Annotated in this window: 9 protein-coding genes and 2 pseudogenes; 6 read left to right on the top strand and 5 right to left on the bottom strand. The window is 49.1% G+C overall.

Annotation, left to right across the window (positions count from 1 at the left end):
- Positions 1–377 precede the first annotated feature (377 nt).
- From AC5JLB_RS05015 to AC5JLB_RS05000, 4 genes and pseudogenes are all read left to right on the top strand, one after another.
- Positions 378–1,808, top strand: coding sequence for a CHAT domain-containing protein (locus tag AC5JLB_RS05015; protein WP_495872751.1), 1,431 nt, complete (start codon positions 378–380; stop codon positions 1,806–1,808).
- A gap of 100 nt (positions 1,809–1,908) precedes the next feature.
- A complete protein-coding gene (locus AC5JLB_RS05010) occupies positions 1,909–4,257 on the top strand; it encodes a CHASE2 domain-containing protein (RefSeq protein ID WP_495872750.1) in 2,349 nt (782 codons plus the stop codon).
- Between the two features lie 67 nt (positions 4,258–4,324).
- Positions 4,325–5,221, top strand: a complete 897-nt coding sequence (locus AC5JLB_RS05005; RefSeq protein WP_495872749.1) for a DUF928 domain-containing protein — start codon at positions 4,325–4,327, stop codon at positions 5,219–5,221.
- A gap of 270 nt (positions 5,222–5,491) precedes the next feature.
- Positions 5,492–6,313, top strand: a pseudogene (locus AC5JLB_RS05000) (IS1 family transposase).
- A gap of 107 nt (positions 6,314–6,420) precedes the next feature.
- On the opposite strand, the gene AC5JLB_RS04995 reads toward AC5JLB_RS05000, so the two are convergent.
- From AC5JLB_RS04995 to AC5JLB_RS04975, 5 genes are all read right to left on the bottom strand, one after another.
- Positions 6,421–6,912 carry a hypothetical protein gene (locus AC5JLB_RS04995; RefSeq protein WP_495872748.1) on the bottom strand — a complete coding sequence of 164 codons (492 nt, stop codon included), beginning with the start codon at positions 6,910–6,912 and terminating at the stop codon, positions 6,421–6,423.
- Between the two features lie 19 nt (positions 6,913–6,931).
- Positions 6,932–10,093, bottom strand: a complete 3,162-nt coding sequence (locus AC5JLB_RS04990; protein ID WP_495872747.1) for an efflux RND transporter permease subunit — start codon at positions 10,091–10,093, stop codon at positions 6,932–6,934.
- A gap of 47 nt (positions 10,094–10,140) precedes the next feature.
- On the bottom strand, positions 10,141–11,817 hold the full coding sequence (locus tag AC5JLB_RS04985; RefSeq protein ID WP_495872746.1) for an efflux RND transporter periplasmic adaptor subunit: 1,677 nt from the start codon (positions 11,815–11,817) through the stop codon (positions 10,141–10,143).
- A 67-nt stretch (positions 11,818–11,884) separates the two neighbouring features.
- On the bottom strand, positions 11,885–12,055 hold the full coding sequence (locus tag AC5JLB_RS04980) for a hypothetical protein (RefSeq protein WP_495872745.1): 171 nt from the start codon (positions 12,053–12,055) through the stop codon (positions 11,885–11,887).
- A gap of 471 nt (positions 12,056–12,526) precedes the next feature.
- A complete protein-coding gene (locus AC5JLB_RS04975; protein WP_495872744.1) occupies positions 12,527–14,446 on the bottom strand; it encodes a heavy metal translocating P-type ATPase in 1,920 nt (639 codons plus the stop codon).
- 95 nt (positions 14,447–14,541) lie between these two features.
- On the opposite strand from AC5JLB_RS04975, the gene AC5JLB_RS04970 reads away from it, so the two are divergent.
- Both AC5JLB_RS04970 and AC5JLB_RS04965 read left to right on the top strand, forming a co-directional pair.
- On the top strand, positions 14,542–15,654 hold the full coding sequence (locus AC5JLB_RS04970; protein ID WP_495872743.1) for a precorrin-8X methylmutase: 1,113 nt from the start codon (positions 14,542–14,544) through the stop codon (positions 15,652–15,654).
- Between the two features lie 95 nt (positions 15,655–15,749).
- Positions 15,750–17,062: pseudogene (locus AC5JLB_RS04965) on the top strand (IS701 family transposase).
- Positions 17,063–17,132 lie beyond the last annotated feature (70 nt).

The raw sequence follows: 17,132 nt of genomic DNA, 5'->3' as shown, positions 1-17,132 counted from the left end.
TCGCCTTTTAGCTTATTCAGCCCAACTTCACATAATTATCAACACAACCTAGAGCTATTCTCCTATGTTAGAGATATTCTTCACTATGTAATATTTCTTTGAACTACCCATACGGGTGAACCTAACCCAGCATTCATTTTCTAAATTTGTAAAGTATCCTGACAGAATTGTGTATCAGTGCTGTTGCGGGAACATCAGTAGGCTAAGTTATTTCTTAACGGCTGGTACGACAGAGAAGGCAGGTTACACCGAAAGTTGCGTTGCTAATGTTTGATTTTTACTGGAGCAATAATTCGGATTGTTCTTCTACACGCTGAATCACGCTTCGCCAGCTTAGACGCTGGAATCATTCACGCATTCAAAACTTTTTAACAACCATGAGCAAGCCTTCATTCCTTTTACTGATGGTTCTGACCCTGTGCTTTTCGATCGGATGCACATCCTTTTTTGAACGCTCCTCTAGAGCCTACAACAGTTCAAATAACAGGGCAGATGGAGATATTTTGCACGTTGCTCAAGCACAACCTAAACCTGCTCAACCTGCGCTTCAAAAACCTGATCTCGTTCAGTGGGCTCTCGATCGCGGCGACGTAGAAGACGCAATTTATCAGATCGAGCTGAGATGGAAAAAGCAGTACGAAGACTACTTTCAGGGGAAGTTTACCACTCACGCGCTCCCCGCCCCGGATATGGCTCGTGCCCTAGATCAAATCGGTCGAGAAACAGGTCGTAAACCAGCATTAGTCTATGCCATTCCAAGCCCGACTCATCTCGACGTGATGCTTGTTGCCCCGACCGGAAAAGCGATCCATCGTCGCATTAAAGCTGCCAATAAAGCCGCACTGACTGAAACGGTTGATGCGTTTCGGATGGGTGTAGTGAATTCGCGTTCAGATCCAGAAGATTATTTGCAGCCTGGACAACAACTCTATCAATGGATCGTTCAGCCGATCGAGTCTGATCTGAAGGCAAACGGCATTAATACGCTGATTTTTTGTTTGGGCGGCGGACTTCGCAGTGCGCCGCTTGCGGCGCTTCACGACGGTAAGCAATTTTTAGTAGAACAGTACAATTTAGGGATCATTCCCGCCTTTAATTTACTCGATCGCCAAGCCCGAAATTCGCCGGAAACTCAGATTTTGGCAATGGGCGCTTCAACGTTTCGGCAGCAAACTCCTTTGCCCGGAGTTCCGCTCGAAATTAACTCAATTACGAAAACTCCTTGGCAAGGAACCTCATTGCTGAACCAAGACTTTACGCTGACAAATCTCAAGTCTCAACGAGCGAAATATCCCTACGGCATTGTGCATCTCGCGACTCATGCCGAGTTTGCGGCTGGAGCCGTTCAGAAATCGTATATTCAGTTTTGGGATCAGCAGTTGCGGCTCGATCAACTGAAAGAATTAGGGCTGCAACAACCCGCCGTACAGCTTTTGGTATTGAGTGCTTGTCGAACGGCGCTTGGGGATGCCAAAGCTGAAATTGGTTTTGCAGGGTTGGCCGTGCAGGCAGGCAGTAAAGCGGCGATGGCGAGTTTGTGGTCGGTTGATGATGGCAGTACGGTGCTGCTGATGCAAGAGTTTTATCGTCGACTCAAAACGGCTCCCATCAAAGCGGATGCTCTGCGAGAAACGCAACTGACCATGATTCATCATCCGAAGACCTTGATCAATTCGCTGCGCGATCCTTCGGAGCTTGGTGGAGCCAATCGCCAGAATCTACCTCCAGAACTTTCAAGAATCGCCAAGTCGAATCTGTCTCATCCCCACCATTGGGCAGGATTCACGATGATTGGCAATCCGTGGTGAGCCGCAATCAGAAAAATGGATGGCTGCATAAAATCGCGGTCTCAATCGTTGTAAGAATATGATTGAGACCGCGATCGCACTGGAACGATAGGGATAACAGATGGAACATTTAGTTGTCTTAAATTTAGGACAAGGCAACTGGCGAGAAGGGTTTCCTACGGTAATTGCTCAACTGTGGGAATCGGGTCGTCAAACGCCGATGCAATTTACAGGTAGCTTGCCTGCAATTCACGGCTTAGCGGAGTACTATCGACGCTGGCGATCGCTGTATTTGGCGCTCTATGCTCATTTAGGATGGCGACGCTCTAGCGCCCCGCCTGAGTTTGAATTTGAGTTAGACAAAACCGATGTGACTCACATTTCAGCCGCCGAATTTGCTACCCTTTCTCAAGACCTACAAATTCAGCTTAATGCGTGGCTCAGCGCAAATTCGTTTCAATCGATCGATCGACAACTGCGAACGCTATTATCTCCTGCCGATGCAATTCGCATAGCGATTGTGGCTAACGATCCGCAAGTGTTGCAATTACCGTGGTGTTTGTGGGATTTTTTGACCGATTATCCCAACGCTGAAATTGCGCTGAGTTTGCCAACGTTCACGCGATCACTGCAAACTCCAATTCCAAATCGACGCAAGACGGTTCGGATTCTCAGTATTCTAGGAAACTCCCAAGGAATTGATGTAGACCACGATCGCGCCCTGCTACAAACCCTACCCAATAGCGACATTCACGTTCTGGTTGAACCTGATGCACAAACCTTGCATGAACACCTCTGGCAGTCGCACTGGGATGTTCTATTTTTTGCTGGACATAGCTCTAGCGATCAGAAGGGTCAAATTCAAATCAATCAAACCGAAACCCTCACCATTGAGCAATTGAAATACGGATTGCGTCATGCGATCGCACAAGGACTGAAGCTAGCCATTTTTAACTCGTGTGATGGCTTAGGACTAGCGCAAGATTTAGCAGATTTGCAGCTTCCGCAAGTGATTGTGATGCGTGAACCCGTGCCTGATCGCGTCGCTCAAGAATTTCTCAAACAGTTTCTCACCGCGTTTACTCGTGGAAAAACCTTGTATGGATCGGTGCGAGAAGCACGGGAAAAATTGCAAGCACTAGAGTCAAATTTCCCCTGTGCCACGTGGTTGCCAATTATTTGTCAAAATCCGGCTGAGGTTCCTCCGCTTTGGCAAGACTGGTGCGGTCAAAAACGTCGTCTCTTTCCCCAAATGACGCGATCTCACCTCCGGACGATCGCGCTTGCGAGTGTGATCGTCACTGGATTAGTCACAGGCGTTCGCTGGCTGGGTTGGCTGCAACCTTTAGAGCTGCAAGCTTTTGATTTGTTGATGCAGCATCGCCCAACCGAGTCGCCCGACCCTCGACTGTTGATTGTGCGAATTGATGAAGAAGATATCGAGAAAGAAACTCAAAGCGCAGGCTCTCTGTCAGATGCAACGCTGGAGCGATTGCTAGGAACCCTGGAGCGTTATCAACCCAGCGTGATTGGATTAGATTTGTATCGCGATTTTCCAAGTCGAAATCCGGCGCTCAAACAACGACTCACCCAACTGACGAACAACAGTCAACTAGTTGCCATCTGTAAGCGTCCTGATACGGCATCTAATGACCCAACTGGAATTGCCCCACCTCCGGGCATTAACAAAGCGGATATTGGATTTAGCGACTTTGTACAAGACGCAGACAGTGTGGTGCGGCGGCACTTGCTGTTTGTGAGTCCCAAAGCGATCGCGGCTTGCACGACTCCCTATGCTCTTAGTGCCCAGCTCGCCTTTCGCTATTTGGCTGCCCAACAACCCAGTATTCAGCCTACCTTCACAGCAGATGAAGACCTGAAACTTGGAAACACTGTTTTTCCAGATCTCAGCCATCAAGCAGGAGGCTATCAGCAGTTTGATGGGCGCGGAAATCAGGTGTTACTGAACTACCGATCGCTCGAACCCCAAGACATTGCTCAGCAAGTTACCGTTCGACAAATCTTGAATGGACAGATGAATGCTGAAGCGATCAAAGATCGAATTGTGTTAATTGGGGTAACAGCTCCCAGTGGTGGAGATTTCTTTGCGACGCCTTACGGCGAAAGCTTTCCTAAAAAGGTTCCTGGTGTTGTGATTCATGCTCACATGGTGAGTCAAATTCTCAGTTCGGTGTTAGACAACCGCCCCTTATTGTGGGTTTGGTCTACTTGGGGTGAACTCTTCTGGATCGGCAGTTGGTCTATTGTGGGAGGGCTGGTGGCATGGCGCTTTCGTCAGTTGAAGGGATTTGGAATTGCTCTAGCAGGATGTACGATCGTGCTGTCCGGATGCTGCTGGGTCTTATTGGCACAAGGCGGATGGATTCCATTCGTTCCATCGCTGATTGGGGTCATCGTCACAAGTGGTACGGCTGCATATTACTTCACCGTTAATCGTAAAATTCAATAACTGATTGCATACAGCGATCGAAGATTTTAATGACTTCACTCGCCTAGTTTCAAGTAAGGTATCAACTATGTTGTTCTCTAAACAATCAGGACTGTTAGCTGTTGCATTCATCGCATTGTTGATTCACAATGTCGGATTTATTCAACTTGCTGAAGCACAACCCCAACAGAGATCACGACGAATTCGCTTTGATCCCCCTTCGCCTCCCGATCCGGGTGAACCAAGCGATCGCGGTCAAGGTGGAGGACGCCGAGGAGAGTGTAAAAACTACGAATCGTTTACTGCATTAGTCCCGACGCCGCAGAAGACCCGACCTGACCAGCAATGGGGTTTGACGACCAGCGATCACCCGACAGTTTGGTTTAATGCACCCAAGGGCATGGGTGCAGGTCTTCCAGTGGAGTGGAGACTACGCAATGCTCAAGGTAAAACGGTTTACAAAAAGTCACTCCGTCTGCCAGCGACTAAGCCTGGAGCGGTCAGTTTCGCGCTGCCTCAGACGGCAACTCCGTTACCCGTTGGAACCTACCAATGGGAACTGGCGATTTTCTGTGATCCGCAGATTGATGCACCGCTATTTTGGGAAGGACGACTTGAAAGAATCAACCCCTCTCAAGCATTGCGACAAGAACTCGCGATCGCAAAAACGCCTGTAGACCGAGCAGTGAGCTATGCAAAATATGGCATTTGGTATGATGCGATCGCAACGCTGGGAACTCAAATTCGTTCTGCACAGCCTACCAATACAGAGGCAATGCAAGCCTGGAATGAATTGCTGAAACAACAGAATCTCAGCACTCCGACTACAACAACGCCAACGTCTTGTTGTACCATTCAATCGGTAACGCCACAACTTCGATCGACAACCATTCAACCGAGTGTTGTGAGCAGTGGATTATTCCCTAACTTGCCATTCGGGGCTAAGAGTTGGAACTTCCGGTTTCCCCTCTTTGGGCAAGGCTAAGCATTGGCGAGGAATGGTGTCATTTCGCGATCCTTCGGAGCTTGGCAGAGCCAATTTCTCTGAAGTTGCGCTCGGCGCTAATCGCTAGTTTTTGGAACAGTTTTATGACTAGAGCAGCAAAGGCACGATTACACCATTACGATTAGGAGAACAGTATGGCATCAGGAATGATGGTCAAAGGTCAATGGACGATGGTGCATCAAACTAATGTGGGATCAAACTAATGTGGGATTGGTAAAGTAGAGGCAGATCTCTTCTGAAACTCTATCAATGGAATGCCCCCTGTGCAGACACCCAAACGTTCACAAACATGGCAAGATGCCAAACGGTCCCCAACGCTACCTCTGTCCTGCTTGCGATCAAACGTTTTCAGAAAACTTCGATAGTCTCTACTATCGCCGTCATGTGAGTTCTGAGCAGATTCAACAAGTCCTGCAAGCGCACAGCGAAGGCAGCAGTCTACGCGGGGTGAGTCGGATCACTGGCTTACAACACGGTCGTCGGTATTGTTCGAGCGGCAAGTGGGCGAGCGCAACTGGTGCATAACGCAGAAGTTCAAGCGGTCGAAACAACCGAGGTGAGTGCGGATGAACTGTGGTCATTTGTCTCAAAAAACAAAAGCAATGTTTGACTCAAGAGCGAGAAGCCGGAGATTGCTGGATTGGACTGAGCTTAGCGAACAGCAGTGGATTGATTTTGGCGGCACGAGTGGGCAAACACACGGATGAACTGATTGAGCAGTTAGTGATGAACACCGAAGGTAAAACAAACTGCAAGCGATTCAACAGTGACGACTGGGGCGGCTATGAGCGATTGCCTCTCGAAATCGAGCATCACATCGGCAAAGACAACACCCAGCGATTAAAGTGCACCAATGGGATTGTTCGATAACAAACTGGGCGATGGCATCGACGGCAGAACAAGTTTGGCAAGGTGTGGGAACAGACGAAAGTGACAACTCGGTTAGTCGTGAGTTATTTCAATTGGATTTGGCGGCACAGTCGTTTCAAATCCACCGCAGCACAACGGGCAGGATTAGCAACTCGTCCTTGGACATGGCATGATATAGCAGTTCATCCCACATTATCTTGACGCACTACCCATATCGCTGGACTAAAAACATTTGCAAAGTTAGCACCTTGATGACAGTGCTAACTTTGCGATCGCTTTAGAGGTGAATAGCTTTAGTCTTGAGTGTTCTACTGCTTGAAGGTGTATCGAGCGTTCACTTTTTCACCGCCAATATCAGACTGAACTGCTACTTTATACTCTCCTGCCGCTGCACTGGGCAACATAGCTGTGTAGTGTTTTCCAGCAGCATCGTAAGTCATATTTACCACATTCTGGCTACCATCCGGGAGTTGCACTTGCGCCGTGACTTTTGCATCCGGAATTGCCTCATGGTTGTCCCCTTTTTGCAAGAACAAGTCCAGATGGGTTTCGCTACCTTCTTTCTCAGGGACTAACTCCAGGTGGTATGCGCCTGATTCAACCACGATACCGCCACCTGCCTTGTGATCAGCATCGTGATTTGCTGAAGAACTCGCTGTTGATGGACTCGCAGCAGGACTACTACTCGCAGCAGGACTAATCACTGGCGCACTCGCTTGATTTCCACCACCGCTGCATGCGCTAAGGAACAGCAGACTAACACTACTAGCTGTGAGCAAAAGAACTTTGAGTGTTTTCATTTTTGTCTCCTAAATTATTTCAAGACTCTGCAATGTTGAGATTAGAAGCACGATCATCACCCAGGGCAACGAGATCAGACTGTTTTGGAACTAAAAACTTCCCAAACAGTGAGTACAGGGCAGGCAGCACCAGCAGCGTTAGAGCAGTGGAGGTGAACAATCCTCCTAATACCACCACGGCAAGCGGTTGCAGAATTTCTTTACCTGCCCCCGATCCAATCACTAGCGGCACCATGCCCAAAGCCGAGGTAAGAGCAGTCATCAGAATCGCCACTAGTCGTTCCATTGAGCCTTCCGTAATGACCTGCTTGAGTGGCATTCTGTTGGCAAACTTGGTGTTGTAGTTGTCTACTAACAGCAAGCCATTACGAGTCGCAACGCCGAATAGAGTGATGAACCCAACCAGCGACGCAACTGAAATAACGCCACCACCGAGAGCGATCGAGAAAATGCCGCCCACCAAAGCTAATGGTAAGTTGACCATAATCATCAGCATGGCAGGGATAGATTTCACAGCAAAATACATCAACACGGCAATGATGATGAGTGCCAGTCCGCTATAAAGCAATAGTTTTTGGGTGGCGCGTTCTTCCGATTCAAACTGTCCACCATACTGAATGAAATAGCCAGATGGCAGCGTGACATTTTGACGAATGTTGGACTCAATTTCATTAATTGCCGATCGCAAATCTCGTCCTGACACATTGGTAGACACCACCAGTAAACGAGACACATTTTCCCGATTGATGGTGTTGGGTCCGGTGCCGTAATCGATGCGGGCAACCTGTGCCAGCGGAATTTTTTGTCCGGTGGGAGTGTCTACCAGTAAATTACGAATCGTATCTAGATTGGTTCGAGCTTCTGGCTTGAGCCACACCAATAGATCAAAGAGTTGTTGGTCTCGCAACACTTGAGACACGACCTGACCATTGAGCGCTGTTTCGATCACTTTCGCGATCTGACCGACGGTGAGTCCATATCGAGCCGCGTTTGCTCGATCGAACTGGATTTGGATCTGGCGAATTGGCACCTGGGGTTCCAGTTGCAGATCGACTAAACCGGGAATATTCCGCATGGTGGCTTCTGCCTCTTGCCCGATCGCCCGCAGTTCTGCCAAATCAGGACCAAAGATTTTGACGGCGATCGCACTGCGGACTCCAGATAACACCTCATCCATCCGATGCGAAATAAACCCGCCAATGTTGGGAGCTACACCGGGTAGCTTGTTGAATTCCTGGCGCAATTTTTCAATGCTGCCTTTGCGATCGTTGATCCCTTCATCACTGAGTTCCACATCTAGGTGCCCCAAATTCACGCCGCCTGCATCCGCGTCACCGGGGGCGCGTCCTGTCCGGAGTTGAACAGTCGCAAACCGAGGATCATTTTTCAAGGCATCCTGCATGGCTAACCCTGACTGGTTGGTGGCCTCCAGAGAACTTCCAGGATAGAGCAGCATTGCATTAACCAGAGATCGCTCCTGGAACTCTGGCAAAAATTCTCGCCCTAGAGAGGGTAAGATTACGAGAGCGGCAACAAGAGTGGCAATGGCTGTCAGCAGAACTAACTTAGGATAGGTGATTGCTGAGGACAACAGTGGGCGGTACACCCGTTGCGACCATCCTGCAACCCAGGTTTCATCAGAGGGTAAGCGGCGATGCGCTAGGAGAATTGCACACAGCGCTGGAGAAAGAGTCATAGCAACAAATGTTGAAGCCAGAATTGATATCAGGTAAGCAATTCCCATGGGAGCAAAGATCCGCCCTTCTACGCCCGTCAAGGTGAAAATTGGTGCGAATACAACAGCAATGATGACTGTAGAAAAAATTACACTCACACGAACTTCTACAGAGGTGTCATAGACGATCTGAAAGGGATGCTTCGGCTGGTCGCTGGCCTGATTTTTTCTCAGTCCTCGATAGGCATTTTCCATATCCACGATCGAGTCATCTACGACTGACCCAATCGCTACTGCTAATCCTCCTAGCGTCATTGTATTGATTCCCTGCCCAAACCAGGACAGAATCAACATGCCAACTAGAATCGAGAGCGGAATGGCACTGAGTGTAATGGCAGCCGTACGCCAGTTCATCAAGAACATCAGCAAGATGATTGAAACAATGATGATGCCATCCCGCAGCGAGTCTCGTACATTCTCGATTGCAGACTCAATAAAGCTTCCCTGACGGAACGTTTCCAACACTCGCACCTCTTTGGGCAATCCGGCTTTAACCTCCTCCATTGCCCGTTCAACGGCACGGGTCACGGTGGGCGTATCGGCTAGCGGTTGCTTATTAATCACCACTACGACTGCCCGCTGTCCATTCGCGCTGCCGTCTCCCCGCTGTAAAGCGGCACCGATTTGTACCGCTGCCACATCTTGCAGCAGGATGGGTTTCCCCTCTCTAGCGGTCACAACTGACTGCGCCAATTGCTCGATCGATTCAATTCGCCCCACCCCTCGAATAATTTCTTCCTGATCCGGCGTAATCATGAATCCGCCTGCTGCGTTCACATTCGCTTGTTCTGCTGCCTCGGTCACATTTTGCAATGAGACATTGAATGCCGCCAACTTTGCCGGATCGACCAGAACTTGATACTGCCGCACATCCCCACCATAGGCAATCACCTGAGAGATTCCGGGAACGGCTAATAGACGATTGGTGACATCGCGATCGACAAACCGTCGCACTTCCATCAAGGATGTATTGGACGTAGATTTTCCTGTCTGCTGCCCCTCACCTAGAGAAAAGGCATACATCAGGATGGTGCCGATCGGAGAAGTAATCGGTGAGATTTGGGGTGTTTCAACTCCGGTCGGCAATTTGGATCTAGCTTGTTGAAGTCGTTCAGTGACTAACTGCCGCGCCTGGTAAACATCTGTACCCCAGTTGAAGATCACTTTGACTACCGAGATGCCAACTGCCGAGGATGATCGCACCGTCTCGACTCCGGGCGTTCCATTAACAGCACTTTCGATTGGTAAGGTAACCAACGACTCGACTTCTTCTGGTGCAAGTCCAGGTGCTTCCGTCTGGATTTCCACCTGGGGCGGTGCGAAATCTGGAAACACATCCAGCGGCATTCGAGTCAGGTTGTAGCTGCCCAAAACGGTAATAATGATGGCACCAATCACTACCAGCCAACGTTGAGCGATCGACCATTTCAGAATTGCATTCAGCATAAGCAAGAGATATTGTCGATGCCGTGAGTTTTAACAATCGTTGTCTATTAGTTCTGATGAGGCTTTCGTGCTTCTAGCGTTTCTGGGGGGGTGTGAATGCTAGCAGCAGACCCGTTCCTATTCGCATGACCGTTAGGATGAAAGTGAATTTCAGCGTCACGGGGGGATAGAGAACCCTCTGCTGCGAGCTGAAGCCGACGGTTGCGACGCGATGACCAAACCGTACCTGCCCAAAATGTACCTGCCGCGATCGCGCCTCCTACGGGCAACGTCACCCACCAAGGCAAGGCAGAAAGATTCGCTCCTTGAGCGGCTGTTGCAGGAGTTTCACTATGTTCCGCATCAGCATTTGTGTCACCCCGTAGTGACTGGGCGTACAGTTGCGGTGCGCGTTGTGTCACCACTTTATCGCCATCAAATAGTCCATTTGTGACTTCGACAAACTCACCAGATTCTCGTCCCAGAGTTACATCGGTGGATTGAAAGGCATTGCCGTTTTGCACAAAGACAATTTTCTTTTTATCGTTGGTTTCAACGATCGCAGACTTTGGAACCGCTATAACTGAAGCCGGGGTGCGATCGGTGAGTACTTCAATTTCAGCAAACATGCCAGGTTTTAATGCTCCATCGGCATTGTCTAATTCTGCTTTTACAGGCACAACACGAGTGTCTCCTTGTACCGTTGAACCTACAACGCTAATCCGTCCGCCAAAGGTGCGATCAGGCAATCCGTTCACGTTAATCCGCACGGGCTGACCAACCTGAATTTGACTCAGATCTTTTTCGTAGATGTTGCCCGATGCTTGCACACTGCTGCCATTCACGATCGTTAAAATCTTCTTTCCGGCATCTTCTCCCGATTCTCCAGTTGTGGTTTCTCGATCGGCAACTGTACCCGAAATCGGAGCCGTGATTGTAATGGTGCCATCTTTGTTAGCATTCGCTCCAAGTTGGCGCAGACGAGTTTCGTAGGTTTGTCCACTGAGTTGAACGCGCGATCGCGCGGATTCGAGTGCCGATTGTGCGCGATCAAGTTGAGCTTGTGCCTCTGACACCGCTAACCGACTTTCCGCTTTCGATAAGTTTGCTCGCGCTTCTGCTAATTTGGTCCCCGATTCGAGCGCTGTGCGTCGTGGAAGTGCGCCCGTCTGAGCAAGCTGTTGATCTTTGCTATAACTTTCTTGAGCAAAATTGAAGGCAGATTTAGCTTGCTGCACTTCTCGCTCTGCGATCGTGCGCTGGCGATCTAAATTCTGTTGTGCCAACCGCAGATCGGCTTCGCCAGTTTGGACAGCTGCGATCGCGTCAACTTTTCGATCTGAGGCTGTCGTCCTGAGTTCAGCTAAATCAGGACTTGTCATGACCGCCACTGCTTGCCCTGCATTAACCGTATCACCAGGTTTTACCAACAGTCGCAGCACGGTTCCACCGACAGGCGTTGTCACCTCAACCTGGCGGTTCGGTAAGGTCTCAATTTGTCCAGTCGTTTTTACCCCAAACGCCAATCGTTGGCGTGTGACAGGCTCAACCTTAAAACCGAGTCGCTGGGCTGTTTCTGCATCCACTTGCACGCTTCCACTAGACTGAGCCGATCCACCTTTAAATTCGTTACCATGCCCACCATGCGCGAGAACAACCGGGCTTCCCGCCAGTAAACCAAGCGTGAGTAGCGTGGCTGAGAGACGGCGAATTGAGGCGGAAACAGAAACAGCAGGACTCAGCATGGTAGAAGTTTCCTAACAGTGCATCAACTATCCAGTGTGACAGTCAAATGTGAGATCAGGATGAAATTCATTGGTTATACCAAGCCGTGCGCCACTGTTTCATTTGATGGATTTCAGCTTGTTGCGAGGAGATGATGTCCTGCGCCTGATGGATTTCAGCTTGTTGCGAGGAGATGATGTCCTGCGCCAATTTCTGGATCTCAGAACGCTTCGATTTCTGCAAAACATCCTCTGCCATTGTCACGGCTCCTTCATGATGCGGAATCATCGCATTGATGAACCGTCGAACTGCTCATCTGCCGCACCTAGATTCATGCTCATCTTCATAGCTTTGATTTGCTCTTTTGACAGTTGCTGTGATTCATACCTTGCATGGGGTTAGAGGATGGGGAACTAGCTGGGGCTGAGTTCTGAGCGATCGTCGATGAGCAAGCAGCTAATCCGCTCCCTGCAACGACTGCACCCAGGAAAAGTCCAGGAAGGTTAAAGCTCATCGGTTTCATGTTTACAGAGAGAAAGTATTTCAACAGCTAAATCTACGATCCGCCCCAATCAAAAACGAATCAACACTGATCTCTAGGACACCCCAAACGATCGCGCTCGACCAATGCTGCCCGTGGCGATGGAATATGAAATTTCGTGACTAAAAGCGGGCTAGACATCAGGCAGATTCATGATCTGTTTGATTCAATCCTATCTCTTCAACCCATCAATTTTTCAGCAGCCTTAGACCGCTTAGTGTTACCAGCACGGTTGATCCTTCATGTCCCACCACACCCACCGGCAGCGTAATCTGGCTCACAAAGTTTGCCACCAACAACAGCACAATAAAACTGAGCGCAAATACAATGTTTTGCTTCACAACGCGCTGAGAACGGCGACCGAGGCGAATTGCCGTCGCTAATCGTTCTAGCCGATCTGCCATCAATACAATATCTGCGGTTTCCAGTGCGACATCACTTCCAGCGATTCCCATTGCAATTCCAACAGAAGCTTGCGCCAAAGCAGGCGCATCATTGATGCCATCTCCGACCATTGCGATCGTTTGATAGCGGCATTGAAGCGATCGCACGATTTCTACTTTGTTCTCAGGTAGCAGTTCTGAATACACTTGGTCAATGCTCAGGTCACGAGCGATGCTGCGAGCGGTGCGATCGTTATCCCCGGTCAGCATCACGATTTCTTCAACGCCTAATTGCTTCAATCGAGCAATCGTTCGAGCGGCTTCGGGTCGGACAGTATCGGCGATCGCAATTACGCCCAACGGCTTTCCGGCATAAGCAACCCAGACCACTGTTTTTCCGGTTTCTTCTAATTGCTGTGCTGACTTCATCAAAGTATCTGACCAATCGTCAACGTATTCCTCTACAAAGGCTGCTTTACCGACGATCGCAAGTTGTCCATCAATTTCTCCGGTGATTCCCTGTCCAGTATGAGCCTGAACGTTCGTAGCTGTTTGCCATTCAACTCGCTGTTTCTGGGCAAATCTCACCACGGCTTCCCCGATGGGATGTTCTGACAAGCTTTCTAAACTTGCCGCCACTCGAAGTAATTGCTGTTCAGGTTGAGAATCAGTGATCACCTGAATAACATGAGGCTTTCCAGTGGTGAGCGTTCCGGTTTTGTCGAAGGCGATCGCACGGACTCGTCCGATCAATTCCAATTGAGCGCCATTCTTGAACAAAATCCCTTGCCGCGCCCCGTTTGCAATGCCAGATAACAGTGTGGGCATTGTTGCTGCCATTAATGCACAGGGAGACGCGACCACGAGAAAAATTAGGGCACGGTAGATCGTCGTTTCCCAACTCCATCCCCAGAGAAATGGCGGCACCACTGTCAGCAGAACTCCGGCAATCACAATGACTTTAGCGTAACTCCGCTCAAATCGTTCGATAAACTGTTGCGAAGGCGGCGTTTCGGTTTGCGCTTGCTCGACTAGACGAATCACGCGCTGAATCAAACTACTTTCAGGCGGTTGATGAATCTTGAGTTTCAAAGCTCCGTTTCCGTTGATTGTTCCAGCAAAGACTTCATCTCCAATCGTTCTCTCAACGGGCATCGATTCTCCTGTAATCGGAGCTTGATTAAGTGTGCTAAATCCTTCCACAATCAGACCATCGGTTGGTACGAGTTCGCCGGGTTTAACGATCACTTCGTTGCCGATTTGAAGCGATGAAATTGAGACTTCCTCTTCTTGTCTATTTCGCCAAATTCGTGCTGTATCTGAGGTCAAATTCATCAAACTGCGGATACTCCGCTCGGTTCGCTGCATGGCATAGCCTTCTAATGCACCGCTAATTGAGAAGATCAGAATGAGAATCGCACCATCGACAATGAAAGAGTATTCCCGTCGCCACAATCCCAACGCTGCTGCTCCTAAAGCCGCAACAATCATCAGAAGATCGACATCAAGTTCTTTTTCTTCAAACAGGGTTGTTAACCCTTCACGGGCGCTTTCGTAGCCACCAATTACATAAGCCGCAGGTAAAATCAGCAGCGCTAGTCCTAGCCAGCCAGATTGCAGCATGAACCAGCCGAGCAGAACTAGAATGCCGCAAACAACAGCAGCGATCGCATCGGGATGCTCTTTGAGCAGCGTCGAAACGCGAGGAAGAGTCAGGGAAGACATGAGCAGTAGAGACAAAACCACGCTTTCACTCTAAACCTTTACATTAGTGTCAATGTCAACCTCTTCACTTAAACCTCTTCACTTAAAATAGAGGAATGAAAACGCAGAATCTAACGATTAAAGAACTGACTGAGGCAGTTGGCGGTGACATTACGCCCCGGATGGTGCGGCATTACCACACATTAGGGCTGTTGCCACAACCACCCCGCTCTGCCAGCAACTATCGCCTTTATAGCCAGCGAGAGGTTCAGCAACTCAAGCAGATTGTTGCGCTGAAACAGCAAGGATTTCAGCTTTCTCATATTCAGCAATTGCTTAAAAACAATGCTGAAACAGATACTGAATCAACGCTGGTCATGCAACTACAACAGCAGTATCACACCGTTATTCAGCAGTTAGCTCGCTTGCGTCAGACGGCTGCCGCCCTAGAAGGAGTTTTGGGACGCGATCGCGACTGTCAAATCATTCAAGCAGAAGCTTTAGCTCAACTGAGATTGCTCGAAGTCGAAACCCAAGACGGTTCTGGAGAACTGGAAAAACTCTGGCAGCACTTGGATGCAGAAACAGCGGCTCATCCAGAAACGTTTCAAGAATCATTGCAACAACTGTTGCCCGATCTGTCTGACCGTTCTGAGATTGAAGTTGATTTACTATCGAAGCTTGTACTCGCTTGTGGCGATATCAGCTTGGTGCAGTTTGTTCGACTCAGTAAAACTGCGATCGCGGCTGCACGAGATGCCCTTAAAGCAGGATGTCATATTGTTGGCGATGTCATGCCTGTAGTTGCAACGTTGGATCAAACTCGTCTCGCCCATCTTAAGTGTTCAGTTACAACGCTGATCGATGACTTGCATATTACTGATGTGACAGAAGCAGAACAAGCCTTTTGGAACAATGGGCAATGGAAAGATCAGCTACAGCAGCTTCCGAGAAACGGCGTTCTGGTGATTGGATATGCTCCTTCAGTCTTGATGTCTGTCTGTACCTTCATCGAACAGGGACAGCTTCAACCTGCGCTTGTAATTGCGATGCCGATCGGATTCAGTCATGCACCTGCTGCAAAGCGGCGATTAATGAGATTGGGCGTTCCTTATATTACGATCGACAGCACGCTCGGCGGCGGACTGTTAGCAGCCGTAGCATTAAATGCGCTCGTGGAGTCCCTAATCGAGAAGCCAGACTGCCACTGCTACTTATCTACCAGATGAGACAAGATATATCCAGAAAGGGTTAACTGATCCCTCTTCTGTTACTTTAGTGAGATAGAAATTAGACTGAAAGAAGCTGTGATTCAATTGAGATTCTGATGCTACGACCACCCATCGCCACGGTTGGTTTCATCGATGAGTATTGCCTGTTCTACCGCTCAGGGTTTGAGGATGTGAGAGCGTATGAATGCTTCAAATGGCTGCACGTTGGCATCGTGAGTTCACTGCCGCGCAAAACGCTACCGGAGATCGCCAAATTGAACGGACTCAAAGATGGACAAAGCTTGCATCACTTTTTGCGCGATGGTCCGTGGGAAGTCGGCGAAGTCCGAGCGATTCGGTTACACCTGATTCGGCAACAAATCGGCACTCGCCCTATCAGCTTGTGCATTGATGAAACGGGCGATGTGAAGAAGGGAACAACGACCGATTATGTGGCGAAACAATACATCGGTAATCTCGGCAAGACCGAAAATGGCATGGTTAGCGTCAATGCCTACGCCGTGGTCGAGAACATCACCTACCCGTTGTTGTTCAAAATCTACAAGCCGAAATCTCGTCTCAAAGCGAATGACGAATACCAGAGCAAACCCCAGTTAGCCGTACAAATGATTCAAGAGATCCAAGCTTTAGGGTTTGTGATTGAACGCGTGTTAGCCGATAGCTTGTATGGCGAAAGTGCAGCAGTGATTAGCCGCTTGGAGAAACTGCAATTGCCCTACATTGTGGCGATTCGCTCGAATCATGGAGTGCTGATGACCAAAGGGCAGCGAGTGCGCTACAACCGATGGCGGACGTATGATCAGCCCTTATCAGAACATCCCTCAGAACGTCGCTACATTCGTGAGATTATCTTTGGACACCGCCGCAAGGTGCGGTACTATCAAATCACCAAAGGTAGCATGAAGAGCCGGACAAAGCAGATAGCTGGTTCATCATGACTAATTTGAGTGGAGACATTCTATTGAGTGTTGCCACTCAATACAGTTTGAGAATGTGGATTGAATACGGGTTCAAACAGGTAAAACATGAGTTGGGCTGGCATGATTATCGCCTGACCGATTACAACAGCATTGAGCGTTGGTGGGAGGTCGTGTTCAGCGCTTACCTGTTGGTCAGCCTACACGCAGAGCAGTTTAAGCACCATCAAAAACACACTTCGACGACAATAAGTGCAGCACCACAGCTCTTGCCATTCAGCCAGCACCTCCATTGGGAGGCTGGAACCACCTGGAAAAGTGCCTTGAATAACTTACGGTTACTGCTGCAACCGTATTGGTGCTGGGGATGGTTAGAAGTTTGGTTACAGATCTTTCCGGTTCCCGGACTCAGGCGTGGACTCCATCAGTTGATGAACTGGATGGATACCTTTTGTATCTTGCCAATCCCAGACCAGAGAGCAGCTTAATGTTGCTTGAACAATTTCTACAGCCTTTTCCAGCCTAATGAGGTACAAGCTAGAGTAATGTAAAGTGCCA

It is taken from the genome of Myxacorys chilensis (genome assembly GCF_059505265.1).
The sequence above is the reverse complement of the archived record's forward strand: the minus strand, read 5'-3'. Positions and strand labels throughout refer to the sequence as shown.